The 14,792-nt window shown below is 64.2% G+C and carries 15 protein-coding genes; 7 read left to right on the forward strand and 8 right to left on the reverse strand.

The features are described from left to right. The first annotated feature begins 172 nt into the window (after positions 1-172). The 4 genes from BPNPMPFG_RS15205 to BPNPMPFG_RS15220 all read left to right on the forward strand — a co-directional run bounded on the left by BPNPMPFG_RS15205 (position 173) and on the right by BPNPMPFG_RS15220 (position 4,304). On the forward strand, positions 173-1,369 hold the full coding sequence (locus tag BPNPMPFG_RS15205) for an amidase (protein WP_258596270.1): 1,197 nt from the start codon (positions 173-175) through the stop codon (positions 1,367-1,369). 2 nt (positions 1,370-1,371) lie between these two features. After that, entirely contained in the window at positions 1,372-2,271 is a 900-nt protein-coding gene (locus tag BPNPMPFG_RS15210) for a LysR family transcriptional regulator (protein WP_258596271.1), read from the forward strand. Positions 2,272-2,448: 177 nt separating this feature from the next. Then, the gene (locus BPNPMPFG_RS15215) at positions 2,449-3,117 is read left to right on the forward strand and encodes a DUF1007 family protein (RefSeq protein ID WP_258596272.1); all 669 of its coding nucleotides are present in this window, start codon (positions 2,449-2,451) and stop codon (positions 3,115-3,117) included. Next, positions 3,114-4,304, forward strand: a complete 1,191-nt coding sequence (locus BPNPMPFG_RS15220) for a nickel/cobalt transporter (RefSeq protein WP_258596273.1) — start codon at positions 3,114-3,116, stop codon at positions 4,302-4,304. The genes BPNPMPFG_RS15215 and BPNPMPFG_RS15220 overlap by 4 nt, the downstream gene beginning before the upstream one ends. A 25-nt stretch (positions 4,305-4,329) precedes the next feature. Here the strand turns inward: BPNPMPFG_RS15220 and denD are convergent, their stop codons facing one another. The 4 genes from denD to BPNPMPFG_RS15240 all read right to left on the reverse strand — a co-directional run bounded on the left by denD (position 4,330) and on the right by BPNPMPFG_RS15240 (position 7,315). Then, entirely contained in the window at positions 4,330-5,307 is a 978-nt protein-coding gene (gene denD, locus BPNPMPFG_RS15225) for a D-erythronate dehydrogenase (RefSeq protein WP_258596274.1), read from the reverse strand. Positions 5,308-5,320: 13 nt separating this feature from the next. Beyond that, a complete protein-coding gene (locus tag BPNPMPFG_RS15230) occupies positions 5,321-5,533 on the reverse strand; it encodes a hypothetical protein (RefSeq protein WP_258596771.1) in 213 nt (70 codons plus the stop codon). 83 nt (positions 5,534-5,616) lie between these two features. Further along, positions 5,617-6,597 (reverse strand): cation diffusion facilitator family transporter, encoded by a 981-nt coding sequence (locus tag BPNPMPFG_RS15235; RefSeq protein ID WP_258596275.1) that lies wholly within the window; start codon positions 6,595-6,597, stop codon positions 5,617-5,619. 31 nt (positions 6,598-6,628) lie between these two features. Continuing rightward, positions 6,629-7,315, reverse strand: a complete 687-nt coding sequence (locus tag BPNPMPFG_RS15240) for a GNAT family N-acetyltransferase (RefSeq protein WP_258596276.1) — start codon at positions 7,313-7,315, stop codon at positions 6,629-6,631. A gap of 83 nt (positions 7,316-7,398) precedes the next feature. Here BPNPMPFG_RS15240 and BPNPMPFG_RS15245 point away from each other — a divergent pair, with 83 nt between their 5' ends. Beyond that, on the forward strand, positions 7,399-8,583 hold the full coding sequence (locus BPNPMPFG_RS15245) for a pyridoxal phosphate-dependent aminotransferase (RefSeq protein WP_258596277.1): 1,185 nt from the start codon (positions 7,399-7,401) through the stop codon (positions 8,581-8,583). Positions 8,584-8,636: 53 nt separating this feature from the next. Beyond that, positions 8,637-9,011, forward strand: coding sequence for a YciI family protein (locus BPNPMPFG_RS15250; RefSeq protein ID WP_258596278.1), 375 nt, complete (start codon positions 8,637-8,639; stop codon positions 9,009-9,011). Here the strand turns inward: BPNPMPFG_RS15250 and BPNPMPFG_RS15255 are convergent, their stop codons facing one another. The 3 genes from BPNPMPFG_RS15255 to trhO form a co-directional block, all read right to left on the reverse strand. Then, positions 9,012-9,767, reverse strand: a complete 756-nt coding sequence (locus BPNPMPFG_RS15255) for an SDR family oxidoreductase (protein ID WP_258596279.1) — start codon at positions 9,765-9,767, stop codon at positions 9,012-9,014. It lies immediately after the preceding gene. 221 nt (positions 9,768-9,988) lie between these two features. Continuing rightward, positions 9,989-10,726 (reverse strand): tellurite resistance TerB family protein, encoded by a 738-nt coding sequence (locus BPNPMPFG_RS15260; RefSeq protein WP_258596280.1) that lies wholly within the window; start codon positions 10,724-10,726, stop codon positions 9,989-9,991. Between the two features lie 127 nt (positions 10,727-10,853). Beyond that, positions 10,854-11,774 carry an oxygen-dependent tRNA uridine(34) hydroxylase TrhO gene (gene trhO, locus BPNPMPFG_RS15265; protein WP_258596281.1) on the reverse strand — a complete coding sequence of 307 codons (921 nt, stop codon included), beginning with the start codon at positions 11,772-11,774 and terminating at the stop codon, positions 10,854-10,856. A 191-nt stretch (positions 11,775-11,965) separates the two neighbouring features. Between trhO and BPNPMPFG_RS15270 the strand changes: the two genes are divergently transcribed. Continuing rightward, positions 11,966-12,604, forward strand: coding sequence for a 2-dehydro-3-deoxy-phosphogluconate aldolase (locus BPNPMPFG_RS15270; RefSeq protein ID WP_258596282.1), 639 nt, complete (start codon positions 11,966-11,968; stop codon positions 12,602-12,604). Between the two features lie 120 nt (positions 12,605-12,724). Here BPNPMPFG_RS15270 and mepK read toward each other — a convergent pair whose 3' ends face one another. Then, positions 12,725-14,593 carry a peptidoglycan L,D-endopeptidase MepK gene (gene mepK, locus BPNPMPFG_RS15275; protein WP_258596283.1) on the reverse strand — a complete coding sequence of 623 codons (1,869 nt, stop codon included), beginning with the start codon at positions 14,591-14,593 and terminating at the stop codon, positions 12,725-12,727. Between the last annotated feature and the right edge of the window lie 199 nt (positions 14,594-14,792).

Consider the following 14,792-nt stretch of genomic DNA (forward strand, 5'->3'; position numbering starts at 1 on the left):
CTTACCGATTTCCCTCACCATTCGAGGATCGGCGGACACCCACAGGCACGTGCGACTTTGGGCAAGCGCGATATAAGGTCGAAGGATTTCACAATCAATAAAAATCGCATCCAAGGTTGTAAAATTTCCGGCATCGAACAATGTTGGTGCAATCGTATCCGGATATCGAACGATGACAGGCACGCACGGACCCCTCAACGCCTTTCTCGATCTTCGCCAGATGCCGGTGGCACATGCCGAGATCGGACCGCTGGCCGGCTTGCGGCTGGCCGTCAAGGACATTTACGACGTCGCCGGCTACCGCACCGGTTGCGGCAATTTGCGGAAATTCGCCGAAAGCCCTGCCGCCGGGCGCACAGCACCCGCCGTGCGGATGATTCTCGATGCCGGGGCGCGCTTCGTCGGCAAGACGCAGACCGACGAGCTTGCCTTCGCGCTGTTCGGTCAGAATGCGCATTTTTCGTTTCCGGTGAACCCGGCAGCGCCCGACCGCGTCACCGGCGGCTCGTCGTCGGGGTCGGCGGCGGCGGTGGCGGGCAGGCTGGCCGACATCGCCACCGGCTCCGACACCGGCGGCTCTATCCGCGCGCCGGCGAGCTTTTGCGGATTGATTGGGCTGCGCACCACGCATGGCCGCATTTCGCTCGATGGCGCGATGCAGCTGGCGCCGAGCTTCGACACGTTCGGCTGGTTCGCCGACGATATCGAGACCTATGAGACCGTCGGCAAGCTGCTGCTTGGCCGCGATCAGCACCATCATGCGTTGGACCGTCCGCTGGCGCTGGGCTGGCTGGACGAGCTGGTCGCCCGCCCGGCGCTTGCCGAATATGCTGGAATGAAGGCGCTGGCGAGCGCGGTTTTCGGCGCGCCGGCGACGCCGTCAATGCGCTTCACCTCGTCTCCGGATGAACTCTACTGGTGCTTTCGCCGGCTGCAGGCCATGGAGGCCTGGGCGGTGCATGGCCAATGGATAACCAGCGGCGAGCGCGACCTCGGCCCCGGCGTCGAGGAGCGCTTCGGCTTTGGCCGCGCCGTCGACGACAAGACAGCGCAGGCCGAGAAGGCGCGCCGGCTGACCTTTCGCGGAGAACTGGCCGCCCTGCTCGGCGAGGACGGCTTCCTCGTCCTGCCGACGGTTCCAGGCCCGGCGCCCTACGTCGACAGCACGCCCGAGCAATTCCAGGCCTATCGCGAGCGGGCGCTGCACCTTCTGTGCCTCGCCGGCCTGTCCGGCTTTCCGCAAATCACCTTGCCCATCGGCTCGGTCGCCGGCGCCCCGTTCGGTCTGTCGTTGCTTGGCCCTTCCGGCAGCGACATTGCCCTGATACGGCTCGGCCGAAAACTTCTCCACGCCGCACGAAAGGCCTGACCATGGACACACTGACCCGAATGCGGGCCTTTATCGACGTCGTCGAGGCCGAGGGCTTTTCGGCGGCGGCGCGCAAGATCGGCCGTTCCAAGGCGCTTTTGTCGAAATATGTGCGCGAACTGGAAGACGAACTCGGCGCGCTGCTGCTCAACCGCACCACAAGGCAGTTCTCGATGACCGAGGCCGGCCACACCTATTACCGGCGCGCTTCGGAGATCGTGCGCGAGGTCGACAGCCTGGCCGATGCGGTGCGTGAATCCTCCGGCGACGTGCGCGGCAGGATCAAGCTGTCGGCGCCGCGCACCTTCGCCGATGCGCCGATCGGCCAGTCGTTGATCGACTTCGCCAAGCAATATCCCGACATCGTGCTCGACATCCAGCTCGACGACCGCTTCGTCGACCTCGTCGAGGAAGGCTTCGACCTCGCGGTGCGCATCTCGCGGCTGGAAAACTCGTCGCTGATCGCGAGACGGCTGGCGCCGTTTTCGATAAAGCTCTGCGCCTCTCCCGAGCTGATCGCCAAGCATGGCATGCCGACCCGGCCGCAGGACCTTGGCCGCATGCCTTGCATCGTCGACACCAACGGCCGCGGACTGAACAATTGGCCATTCAAGGGCGACAATGGCGATCCGGTGAGCGTCGCGGTGTCGGGCCCGATCGAGGTCAACAGCCCGATGGCGGCAAGAGCCGCCGCCGTGGCGGGGCTCGGATTTTCCATCCTGCCGGATTTCATTGCCGCGCCCGACCTCGAAAGCGGTCGGCTGGTGACGGCGCTCGATGACCGCATCCTGTCGGGCGGCGGCATTTTTGCCGTCTACCCGCATCGCCGCTATCTGCCGGCGAAGGTGCGCGTCTTCGTCGATTTCTTGGTGCAGTGGTTCAGGACGCGTGATGCTGCCTGACCGGTTTCGGCCGTCAAGCGCATCGCGCCGCGACGCGCTTTGGCGTTTTTGTTGAGTGCGTGCCGTTGTCCCAAAACCGCCGCGCACTTTGGGGCGACACCCACAAGCGGTCCCAATTTCGCCCCCTTTCTGGTAACTCTCGACATCTCTCCGAGGCCGATGGAATCGCGACCGAGAATGCATCTGAAACGGCACGCAATCATGCTGGCTTCGGCCTTGGCGGCAACCTTTGCCGCCACTGGACCGGCTTATGTGCATCCTCACGTCTTCGCCGAGGCGCGCCTCGACGTGATCCTGTCTCCGGATCACCAAAGTGTGAAGGCGCTGCGTCATCTCTGGCGCTTCGACGATCTGTTTTCCAGCACGGTGCTGATGGAGTTCGACAAGAACTCCGACCTGAAGCTCGACGACAAGGAGCTGAAGGACGTAGCCGACACCGTCCATGCCTCACTGGCGGAGTTCAACTACTTTCAGCTCGTCACCGTCGACGGCAAGGACGTGGCGATGACGCCGCCGCCGCATCTGATGGCCAATTTCGACAATGACCAGCTGATCATCCTGTTCGAATCCGAACCCAAGGTGCCGATCAAGCTGGCGGGCAAGATCGACATCGGCGTCTACGACCCGACATTCTACACGGCGATCGACTTCACCGAGGACTCCAACATCACGGTCGAAGGACTGCCGTCGAATTGCACCAGCAAGGTGGTGCGTCCGGACCCGGACGAGGCGATCAAAGAGAACCAGAAGACCCTGACGGATGCGTTCTTCAACGATCCGACAGGCACCGACATGAGCAAGATCTTCGCCACCAAACTCGAACTGAACTGTCAGCCAGAAGGATGAACCCGGTGACGAAACCGTCCCTGCGTTTGGCATTCGGCCTGTTGGCCATCACCTTCGTCATGATGCATTTCGCCAGCACCGCCCATGCCCAGAGTTCGCTCGGTATCGGCGTCAATGACGGCATGGCGCCCACCACCGGCCCTTTCGCCCACATCCTGATGTGGATCAATCTCCGGCAGCAGGAATTCTACCGCGCGCTGGCGACGGCGATGAAGGCGATGCGCCAGGACGGCAGCAAGATTTGGATACTCATCGGCCTGTCCTTTGCCTACGGCATTTTCCACGCCGCCGGCCCCGGCCACGGCAAGGCGGTGATCTCGTCATACATGGTCGCCAATGAAGTGGCGCTGCGGCGCGGCATCCTTTTGTCCTTCGTCTCGGCGCTGCTGCAGGGCCTGACCGCGGTCGCGGTGATGCTGCTCGCCTATTTCGTCCTGCGCGGAACCACCGTCTCGATGACCGACGCGGCATGGTTCATGGAAATCATGAGCTATGTCTTCGTCACCCTGTTCGGCGCCTGGCTGCTGTGGCGCAAGCTCGGCCCATCCGTCCTGCGCCTGTTCGGGCGAAGGCCCGCCTACAGCCTGTCGGCGGCTCATGCCGGTCACTCGCACGCGGGTCATTCTCACGCCGGTCATTCGCATGCCGCTCACAGCCATTCGGTGCAGGCCCATTCACACGCTCTCCACGGGCATGAAGACCATGACCATGCGCATGGCCATTCGCACGATCACGACCATGGTGCGCACGATCATGCTCATGCCGCGCACGATCACGCTCACCACGATCACGCGGCGGGCGAGGTCTGCGACACCTGCGGCCATTCGCATGCGCCCGATCCGGCGTTGCTGTCGGGCGATCGCTTCGATTGGCGCACCGCCTGGTCGGCGGTGGCGGCGGTCGGCATCCGTCCCTGCTCCGGCGCGCTGATCGTGCTCAGCTTTGCCTTGCTCAACGGGCTTTGGCTGGGTGGGTTGCTGTCGGTGCTGGCTATGTCGCTGGGCACCGCCATCACCGTCTCGGCGCTGGCGACACTGGCGGTGACCGCCAAGAACTGGGCGGTGTATTTCGCCGGCGACGGCCGCATGGGCAACAGCATCCACTCGATCGTCGAGATCGGCGGCGCGGCGTTCGTGTTCCTGTTCGGATTGCTGTTGCTGTCGGCGAGCCTGGCGACCGGCGGGTGATTTTGCGCGCCGCGGCGTTCCGGCTTTAACCCGCGATCTTTCCGCCCAACTCATCCTCGATATGCACGCGGATGATCTCATCAAAACTCTTTTCGGCGCTGAAGCCGAGTTCCCTTGACCGCCGCGCCTCGAACCGCGTCGGCCAGCCCTTGACGATCGCCCAGATCGTCTCGTCGGGCTCCTCGCGGATCAGCTTCACCGCCTTGGCGCCAGCAATGCGCTCCAGCGCCTCGATCTGCTCGCCGACGGTGACGGTGACGCCGGGCATCGTCAAATTGCGGCGTGGCCCGACGTCGTCGCCGTCGACCCCAGCCGCATGGATCAGGAAATTGACCGCCGAGCGCGGGCTGGCATGGGTGTGCACGACCGAGCGCGACACCGGCAGGATCGCTTCGTGGCCGCTCAACGGCTCGCGGATGATGCCGGAGAAGAAGCCGGACGCCGCCTTGTTCGGCTTGCCTGGCCGCACGCAGATGGTTGGCAGCCGGATGCCGATGCCGTCGAAGAAGCCGCGCCTGGAATAGTCGGCCAGCAACGCTTCGCTCATCTGCTTCTGGGTGCCGTAGGAGGTCAGCGGCGTCGGATGAAATTCATCAGGGATGACATCCGGGAACGGCGCGCCGAACACCGCGATCGACGAGGTGAAGACGACACGCGGCGCAAACCCGGCCAGGCGGATGGCATCGAACAGGGCGCGAGTACCGTCGAGATTGACCCGGTAGCCGAGATCGAAATTGGCTTCGGCCTCGCCTGACACGATGCCGGCAAGATGGAAGACGACATCGGGGCGCGATGCGACCAGGCTTTCGGCGGCACCCGTTTCAGTGAGATCGCCGGTGTGGATGGTGACGCTGACACCTTCCATGCCAGGTGCCTGCGGCGGCACGATGTCGTGCAGGTCGAGCGCGGTGATCTTCTTGCCGCGCAGCGCGCCGTCCTTGGCCAGCCGGGCGATGAGCTTGCGGCCGACCATGCCGGCGGCGCCCGTGATCAGAATGCGCATGTCGAAGATCCCCCTATTTGCCCTGGTTCTTGCGCTGGTTGCGGGCTCGCAGCCAGAAAACCGAGAAAAAAGCCAGCACGAAGAGGATGCCAAACAGACCCGCCAGCACGGTCGAAAGGCTACCGAGCGCCAGCATCACGCTGGGCAGATAGTAGGCGCCGATACCGAACAGAAGCATGATCCACGCCGCCGCGATGGCCGCATTCCTGCTGTCGCGGTCCATCACGCCGCACTCGGGCAGCGGGTGTTCATCAAGCTGATTTTCAAGGTTTTGCAACTCCTGAGGCAGGACCCATCGATATCAATCGATCAGGCCTGGTGATGGTGGTCGTGATGCGCAGCCGCATCGTGCTCGTGATCATGATCGTCGTCGTCGCCATCGTCGGCGCACGCTCCGAATTCCGGTTCCACGGTGGCATGGCTGATGGCGTGCGCGCTGGCAAGCCGCTTCTTGATGGCGCTGACCGCCTGATGCGCATCGACGCCGTCGTCGAGACAGGCATGCAGCGTCGCCATGTTGCTTGTCCCGTCAAGCGACCAGACATGCATATGGTGCACCTCGCGTACGCCCGGAACCGTCGCTTCGATGTCCTTGGCGACCAGATCGCGATCGAGACTTGGCGGCACGCCTTCGAGCAGGACGTGGGCTGCGGCGCGCATCAGCGACCATGCCGTCGACAGGATCAGCAGCGAGACCAGAACCGACAGGATCGGGTCGATCGGTGTCCAGCCGGTCGTCAGGATGACCAGCGCCGCAACGATCGCGGCGGCCGAGCCGAGCAGGTCGCCGAGCACATGCAGGATGGCGCCGCGCATGTTCAGGCTTTCGCGGTCGCCGCCATTCAGCACGAAGAAGGAACCGATATTGACCAGCAGGCCGAGGATCGCCACCACCAGCATCGGCCCGCCAAGTACCGGTGCCGGCGCCTGCAGGCGCCCCCATGCCTCGTAGACGATCCACAGCGCGATGACGAAGATGGCGATGCCGTTGGTGTAGGCCACCAATGTCTTGACCCGGCCGAAACCGTAGGTGAGACGGCCCGTTGCCGGCCGGCCGGCAAGATGGAAGGCATACCAGGCAAGGCCGAGCGCGATCGCATCGGCAAGCATGTGGCCGGCATCGGCCAGCAGCGCCAGCGACCCGGTGAAGAGGCCGCCGAGCGCTTCGGCGACCATGAAGCCGGCGGTCAGGCAGGCCGCGATCAGAACGCGTTTCTTGTCGGTCGAGCCATGCACATGGCCGGCGCCGTGATCGTGCCCGCTGTGGTCGTCGGAATGGGTATGCGCCAAGGGCGAACTCCAGTTGCGCGCCGAATTCAGCTCACGCGCCGAACTCCGCGCGAAAATCCTCAAGCCGTCGCTTTTGCTGGCCGTGGCCATCGAAATTGGCCGGATCGAGCCACGCTTCATAGGCTTTGCTTAAGCGCGGCCATTCCTTGTCGATGATCGAATACCACGCCGTATCGCGGTTTTCACCCTTGACGATGAGATGCTGGCGGAAAATGCCTTCGAACTTGAAGCCGAAGCGTTCGGCTGCCCGCTTCGACGGCTCGTTGCGGTTGTTGCATTTCCATTCGTAGCGGCGATAGCCGAGCTCGTCGAAAATGTATTTCATGAACAGGAACTGCGCTTCCGTCGCTCCCGGCTTGCGCGAGATGATCGGTCCCCAATAGATGTTGCCGATCTCGATGACGCCGTAAGCCGGATCGATGCGCATCAGCGTCTGCCGTCCGGCGACCTTGCCGCTGGCCTTGTCGATGACGGTGAAGAACAGCGGATCCTCGCTGGCTTCCACCTTGTCCAGCCATGGCTGGAAGGCGGCGCGGGTCTCCGGTGGATAGTCGGGCAGCCAGGCGAAGCGGCCGTCGATGTCGGAGACGGAGGACGCTTCATAGAGGCCGTCGCCATGTTTTGCGGCGCTCAGCGGCTCGAGCCGGACGTAAACGCCGTCGATGGCTTTGCGCTCGGGCCGCGGACGCGGTTGCCAGTCTTTGAGATTTTCCGACACCAAAAACTCCAATCCGTTTGACTTTTGCCGGTCGAAGCTCACAAAAACGCACGCCAGCAGCAAGAACCACACGGACGGGAAAAATGCTCCACACGATTTCGGCCTTCGACCGTCTCGGCGAGGAAAACGCCTTTGCCGTGCTCGCGAGGGCCACAGCACTTGCCCAACAAGGCCGCGACATCGTCAATCTCGGCATCGGCCAGCCCGACTTCAAGACGCCGCAGCACATCGTCGAGGCGGCGATCAAGGCGCTGCGCGACGGTCATCACGGCTACACGCCGGCCAATGGTCTGCTGGCGACGCGCGAGGCAGTGGTGCGGCGTACGCTGACCACCACCGGCGTCGAGGTCTCGCCGGAAGCGGTGATGATCCTGCCCGGCGGCAAGCCGACCATGTTCGCCGCGATCCTGATGTTCGGCGAGCCGGGCGCCGAGATCCTCTATCCCGATCCGGGCTTTCCCATCTATCGCTCGATGATCGAGTTCACCGGTGCGGCGCCCATTCCCGTGCCGATGCGCGAGGAGAACGGCTTTGCCTTCTCCGCCGAGGAGACGCTGGCGCTGATCACCTCGAAGACCAGGCTCTTGATCCTCAACTCGCCGGCCAACCCGACCGGCGGCGTCACGCCCCGCGCCGAGATCGAGAAGCTGGTCAAGGGGCTGGAGAAGTACCCCAACGTCGCCATCCTTTCCGACGAGATCTACGACGTGATGACCTATGACGGCGAGACGCATTGCTCGCTGCTCGGTTTTCCCGAGATCCGCGACCGGCTGATCGTGCTCAATGGCTGGTCGAAGACCTGGGCGATGACCGGCTGGCGCATGGGCTGGTCGATCTGGCCGAATGGCGATAAGGGCGCCCACCTCTACGACAAGGTGCGCAAGCTGGCGGTCAATTGCTGGTCCTGCGTCAACGCGCCGAGCCAGTTTGCCGGCATCGCGGCCATCGACGGCCCGCAGGACGACGTCGACAAGATGATGCGCGCCTTCGACCGCCGCCGGAAGATCGTGGTCGAGGGGCTGAATGGCTTGCCCAACATGTCCTGCATCACGCCCAAGGGCGCGTTCTATGCCTTCCCCAACGTGTCGAAAACCGGCTGGAAGGCGAAGAAGCTCGCCTCGGCCCTGCTCGACGAGGCCGGCGTGGCGCTGATCGGCGGCCCCGATTTCGGCATTCTCGGCGAAGGCTACATCAGGCTCTCCTACGCCAACTCCGAGGAGAACATTTTGCGGGCACTGGAGCGGATCGGCACGTTCCTGGCGAAATGAGGCTCAGCTCGCGCAATCGACGAACATTCACGACCGGAGAGGGGTGACGTCAGATGTTCTATGCAATCCTCGCCTATCACGTGGAAGACGCGATCAAGGCGCTGACGCCGCACGAAGACGCGGCGCTGATGGCCGACCTGCTCAAGATCCATGACGGGCTCTACGCCGACGGCAGCCTTGGCCCGTCGGCGCGGCTGGGCGCGACCCAATCGGCCTTCACCTTGCGCGGGCCAGGCGACGGTACGATCATCGACGGCCCCTTCGCCGAGACCAAGGAACAGCTTCTCGGCCTCTATGTCGTCGATTGCGCCACCCGCGACGATGCGATCGCCATCGCGCGCGACCTGCGCCGCGTCAATCCGACCGCCGTCTACGAGATCCGCCCGATCACATTTTATCTGCCCGGCGTGCCGCTGGCGAACGCCTGATCAGCCTCTGCCCACAAACGGCATCTTGGTTGCCATCACCGTCATGAACAGCACATTGGCGTCGAGCGGCAGGCTGGCCATGTGGACGACGGCGTCGGCAACGCGCTGGACATCCATCACCGCTTCGGCCGCAATGGAGCCGTTGGCCTGCGGCACACCGACCGACATGGGCTGCGCCATGTCGGTCAGCGCGTTGCCGATGTCGATCTGGCCGCAGGCGATGTCATAGGGCCTGCCGTCGAGCGCCAGCGTCTTGGTCAGTCCGGTGATGGCATGCTTGGTCGCCGTATAAGGCACCGAGCCCGGACGCGGCGCGTAGGCCGACACCGAGCCGTTGTTGATGATGCGGCCACCCATCGGCCGCTGCTTGCGCATGGCGCCGAAGGCAGCGCGGGCGCACAGGAACGAACCGGTGAGATTGACCCCGACGATATCATTCCACACCTCGACCGGGATCTCGTCGATCGGCGTCGATTTATAGCCCATGCCGGCATTGTTGAAGAGCAGGTCGACGCGGCCGAAAGCCTCAGCCACCGTCTCGAACAGATCATCGACCTCGCCGGCCTTGCTGATGTCGCAGGCAATCGCCAAGGCCTTGGAGTCGGTTGGGCCGGCCTCGGCGATCGCGGCATCCAGCACGGACTTGCGGCGGCCGCAGAACACCGTGTTCCAGCCGGCCTCGAGCAGCGCCGTGGCGACGCTCTTGCCGATACCCGTGCCGGCGCCGGTGACGATGGCAGTTCTTTGCTCTGTCATGACTGTCCTCCGCAATAAGCCCAGCCATCGCAAATGATCGGAGCCATGACAAGCCGCGCAGGTGTGCAAAGATACCTACCGACAAAAAGGGCGGTCATTGGCGACCGCCCTGATCTGAACCGGGCTTGGGAGGAGGAAAAGCCGATCCGACTGTGTAGAATGATGCGCTTGCTGGGTTAACGAAAGGTTAACGCAGGAAAGGCTGCCTGTGCCGATCTGGGCTACCAGCGCGGATTGGGTGAGGTGCCTGCCTTGGCCGGCACCTTCGCTGCTGAAACTGTCGCCTCGACATGGTCGACCAGCGCGTCCGGCAGGCCAAGCCGGCCGGCAAGCAGGTCGAGATAGCCGCGCTCGGCGCGGGTGTCGGGATCGATGGTCAGCCGCGACGCCGTATAGAGTTCGAGCTTCTGCGCATCGGTCTTGGCGCCGGCCACCAGCGTGTCGAGGTCGAGCGGGCTCTCCAGCTCCGACATCAGGAATTTTTCGGCGCCGGAGCCGATCCCGGCCAGGCTGAGCTTGCCGGCGATCTTCTGGCGTTCGTCATCGTCGATATGGCCGTCGGCCTTGGCGGCCGAGATCATCGCCCGAACCAGGGTCAGGGTGAATTCGTCCTCGCCTTGCGGCGCCTGCGACGGGTGGAAGGCGGTATCCTTGGGTGGCGGCAGCAATTCCGGTTCGCCGGCCGCCGGTGCCTCCGCGGGTGCATTGCCGGCCTTGTAGTTCTGGTAGGCCTTGTAGGCGAGACCGCCGATCGCGGCCAGTCCGCCAAGCTTCACGGCCGCCCCCGTCACCTCACGACCGGCGCCAGTTCCGAGCAGCACGGCAGCGAGCGCGCCGGCGGCCAGCGGATTGTCCTTGGCCATCTGCACGGCCTGGCCCGCCTTGTCGCGGACGGTGCCGCCGGTGCCGGGGATTTGCGAGCCGAGCAGATCGTCGAGAAGCTTCTTGGGATCGAACATTCAGGACCTCCAGGATTTGCCCGGCCGAACGGGCAGGTTTCGAACGTCGAAGACGTAGGTCCCGTACCTTGACATTACAATGACGGATCCTTGGGACGGACCCTTGGCGGAGCCGCCAATGCCGGGATCAGGAGCCGATATGCCGGCCCCTGCCCCGTGTTTGCGCAAGCTCGACCTGACGTTGGCGCTCGGCATAACGCTTGCGGTCCTCATCCGAACGCGCATCGAAACAATACGGGCAAGACACGCCGGCGGCGAACTTCGGTGAGGTCAGATCGCTCGGCGTCAGCGGATGGCGGCAGGCACGGCAAAGTTCCGCCTCGCCCTCGGCAAGGCCGTGCGACACCGAAACCCGCTCGTCGAAGACGAAGCACTCGCCTTGCCAGAGGCTCTGTTCGGCCGAAACCTCCTCGAGATATCTGAGGATGCCGCCCTTGAGGTGAAAAACATCCTCGAAGCCGAGCGACTTGACATAGGCGGTCGCCTTTTCGCAGCGTATGCCGCCGGTACAGAACATCGCCACCTTGCGGCCCTTGAGCTCGGCACGGTGCGCTTCCACCCAGGCCGGGAACTCGCGAAAGCTTGCCGTTGCCGGATCGACCGCGCCCTTGAAAGTGCCGATCGACACCTCATAGGCGTTGCGCGTGTCGATGACGATCGTATCGGGCTGCGAAATCAACGCATTCCAGTCGGCCGGCGCGACATAGGTGCCGGCGCTCGTCCCCGGATCGATATCATCGATGCCCATGGTGACGATCTCGCGCTTCAGCCGCACCTTCATGCGGTGGAACGGCATTTCCGCGGCGCTGCTGTATTTGACCTCGAGGCCGGCCAGCCCGTCGATGGCTTCGAGATGCTCGATCAGTTCGGCAATCGCCATCTCACTGCCGGCGACGGTGCCGTTGATGCCTTCATGCGCCAGAAGCAGCGTGCCCTTGATGCCGCGCCCACAGCAGAAAGCGGCGAGCGGCGCGCGCAGCTCGTCGAAGGCGTCGAGCCGGGCAAACCGGTAGAGCGCGGCGACGCGAAGGGGTTGAGGCGATGTCATCGCCGAAGCCACTAAACGCTCGTCGCAGCCGATTCAAGGCGGAGCGGCTTCATCAGCCTGTCATCGTGTTTGATTCGTAATGGCCGGTATGACCGCCCCACGGCGCGTGACATCGCGACACGCTTCGTTTCATGGACAGAAAAACACCCGTCTGCTAATCGGTTGAATTGTCCCACGATACGGAGAGGCAGATGCCCAGCAAGACCGAAAAACTCCTGTCGCTCCTCAACGGCCAGCCGGTCATCCCGGTGCTGAAGATCGCCAATGTCAGCGATGCCGTGCCGCTGGCACGCGCCTTGGCGCGTGGCGGCCTGCCGGCGATCGAGATCACGCTCAGGACCGCCGATGCGCTGGAAGCGATCCGGCGGGTGGCCGGTGAGGTCGAGGAAGCCATCGTCGGCGCCGGCACCATTCTGGATAGCGGTCAGTTCGAAGAGGCGGCGAGCGCCGGCTCGCGCTTCATCGTCAGCCCCGGCATCACCCGCGAGCTTCTGGCCGCGGCCGCCGACAGCGATGTTCCGGTGCTGCCCGGCGCCATCACACCTGGCGAGATCATGGCCGCGCGCGAAGCCGGCTTGCGTTTCCTGAAATTCTTCCCGGCCGAGCAATCGGGCGGCATCGCTTCGCTGAAGGCCTTCGCCTCGCCGCTGGCCGACGTGAAATTCTGCCCGACCGGCGGCATCACCGGCAAGAATGCGGCCGAGTATCTCAGCCTGCCCAACGTCGTCTGCGTCGGCGGCTCCTGGGTGGCGCCCGACGACATGGTCAAGGCCGGCAAGTGGGACGAGATCGAAGCCCTGGCGCGCGCGGCGAGCAAGCTCGCAAAGTAAGGCTTTCGGCACGGCATGAAAAAACCCGGCCGACTTGCATCGACCGGGTTTTGCTGAACTGGTTTGACCAACAAAAAGCCGCGCAGGTTGCCCGGCGCGGCTTTGTCGATTGACTGGTCCTTACTTGGTCTGGAAGCGGGCGACCGACAGGAACTTGACGGCGTTGCCGGTGAAGCGGTTGGCATCGGCCATCTGGTTGCCCGACTGGAAGCCTGCCGTGTAAACCTCGCTCGGTGGCGTGTGCACGATGCTGTAGGCGTAGCCCGGCGCTGTCGTGGCGCTTGAAACGGTGGCGACATGCTCGCCACTGGTCAGCGCCCAGCGGGCGGCCTGCGGCGCGGCGGCAACCACCATGGCCTTGGGACCGGGCTTGAGGTCGCGGGCGGTGGCTCTCGATTCCTTGCGGGTCGTCTTCACGCCGGCGCCGATCGCGGCGGCCGGATCGGAGCCGGCCGGGCGGGCAACGACAGCCTGGCGCGGCGATGCGGTATCGGCGCCCGACGGATCGTTGAAGGCCGAACGCGGTTCTGACGCAGCCAAGGAGGCAACCTGATAACCATCGGCCGCACCGACCTGGGCGTTGGCCTCGTCGAGCACGGCCTTGACCGCGTCCGGCTTGGCCATCTCTGGACGCGCCGTCGGCAGCACCGAGAACGCATCGGTCGCGGTGCTGCCGCGCTCAGCCGTATCGGCCAGCGCCATCAGCACATCCTTGCTGGGCGGCTGAGCCAGAGCGGCCGGCAGCGAAGTGTCGGGGCGCCAAGTCGGCAACGGTATGTTGTTGGCGGCGACCTGCGCCGGGCTCGGCGCGGCCGACACATCGGCCATGCCGAAAGGCACGCTCGCCGGCGCATGCGCGGTCGCCACGGCCTGCTCGGTGGTCGCGGTAGCCTGCTCGGTGGTCGCTGCCGCATCCGCGGTCGCTGTCGCATCCGCCATGGCAAAAGGAACGTTCTCAGGCGGCTGGGCGCCGACATCGGCCTTCGGTCGCGGTGCGAAATCGGGCAGCGGAATGCTGCGGGCTGGCAACGCCGCGATGATCGTCTCCGGCGTGTCCTTCTGCGGCTCCGGAGCCTGCGCTTCGGCAATCTGCGGAATCTCGGCGCGCTGCGCATTCTCAGGCGCCACGATGGCGATGCCCGGGAGGTTGCTGGTCTTGGCTGCCGCGGCCGGCTTCAGGTTTCTAGCCTTTGGCGGCGGGGCTGCCGAAGCGGTCTCGACATCGGCGCTGTCGTCGGCCTCGTCGCTGCCACCGCCAAAGAAAGCCGACAGGAACCCGCCTGATTTCTTGCTGCTGCCACCGGCACTGGCCATCTCGATGGCCGGTGCGCCTGAACCCTTGCGCGCCTTGTAGGAGGCAACCGCCTGCTCATAGCCGGGCAGCGGCCTGCCATCGCTCGGCACATGCAGCGTCTTCCCGTTGGGAAACAGGCTGACCAGTTCCTGGCGGCTGATGCCGGGCCAGTGGCGCACATTGCCGACGTCCATATGGACGAACGGCGAACCGGATGTCGGATAGTAGCCGACGCCACCGCCCTGCATCTTGAGGCCGATATTGCGCAGCTTCTTCAGCGGCACACCGGGAATATAGAAGTCCATCGCCTTGCCGAGCATGTGCTGGCTCTTCTCGGCGACGCCCCTGCTGCGGCTGCGCAGCATCGAGTTCGTCGACGGCGAGCGATAGCCGCAGACGACCTGGATGTAGTCCGTGGCGCCGCTTTCCCGATACGCTTCCCAGACCAGATCCAGCAGGCGAGGATCCATCTTGGTCGGCTCGTTGCGACGCCAGTCGCGCAGAATGATGTTGATCTTCCTCAGACCCTCCGGAATGTAGCGGCCATTGCGCTTGTAGACGATCTCGGCCTTCTCGTGGGTGTGGAGGTGATAGAGTTTCAGCGAACGTGTTTCGGCGCTGGCGCTGGTCGCGGCCGCTGCAACAAAACCAAATGCGACAATCAACGCCGCCAGCCATTTCGGCCAGACGCTCACGTGGTGGTGCCGCCCGTTTGTGTGTCGTTCGATTCTGTTCAAATCAAAAGGCCTTGCAGGCTGCCGTTTGTCCCCGGATTTGCCCAAACGGATGTGTCGTTATCACATCCGAATATCGATCCTAATGGTTAATCATCGCTTATTGAAGCCGAAATGCGGTAACACCGTGGCGATATCCCGTCAAAAATTGTTCACAGGG

The organism is Mesorhizobium sp. AR07 (genome assembly GCF_024746815.1).
In the GTDB taxonomy this organism is placed as follows: Bacteria; Pseudomonadota; Alphaproteobacteria; order Rhizobiales; family Rhizobiaceae; genus Mesorhizobium.

Bases quoted from the DNA above. Each gene is read 5' to 3' on its own strand.
- trhO (WP_258596281.1), bottom strand. From the start codon at position 11,774: ATGACATCGCCTCAACCCCTTCGCGTCGCCGCGCTCTACCGGTTTGCC.
- BPNPMPFG_RS15250 (WP_258596278.1), top strand. From the start codon at position 8,637: ATGTTCTATGCAATCCTCGCCTATCACGTGGAAGACGCGATCAAGGCG.
- BPNPMPFG_RS15255 (WP_258596279.1), bottom strand. From the start codon at position 9,767: ATGACAGAGCAAAGAACTGCCATCGTCACCGGCGCCGGCACGGGTATC.
- BPNPMPFG_RS15205 (WP_258596270.1), top strand. From the start codon at position 173: ATGACAGGCACGCACGGACCCCTCAACGCCTTTCTCGATCTTCGCCAG.
- BPNPMPFG_RS15210 (WP_258596271.1), top strand. From the start codon at position 1,372: ATGGACACACTGACCCGAATGCGGGCCTTTATCGACGTCGTCGAGGCC.
- BPNPMPFG_RS15220 (WP_258596273.1), top strand. From the start codon at position 3,114: ATGAACCCGGTGACGAAACCGTCCCTGCGTTTGGCATTCGGCCTGTTG.
- BPNPMPFG_RS15270 (WP_258596282.1), top strand. From the start codon at position 11,966: ATGCCCAGCAAGACCGAAAAACTCCTGTCGCTCCTCAACGGCCAGCCG.
- denD (WP_258596274.1), bottom strand. From the start codon at position 5,307: ATGCGCATTCTGATCACGGGCGCCGCCGGCATGGTCGGCCGCAAGCTC.
- BPNPMPFG_RS15215 (WP_258596272.1), top strand. From the start codon at position 2,449: ATGCATCTGAAACGGCACGCAATCATGCTGGCTTCGGCCTTGGCGGCA.
- BPNPMPFG_RS15245 (WP_258596277.1), top strand. From the start codon at position 7,399: ATGCTCCACACGATTTCGGCCTTCGACCGTCTCGGCGAGGAAAACGCC.
- BPNPMPFG_RS15260 (WP_258596280.1), bottom strand. From the start codon at position 10,726: ATGTTCGATCCCAAGAAGCTTCTCGACGATCTGCTCGGCTCGCAAATC.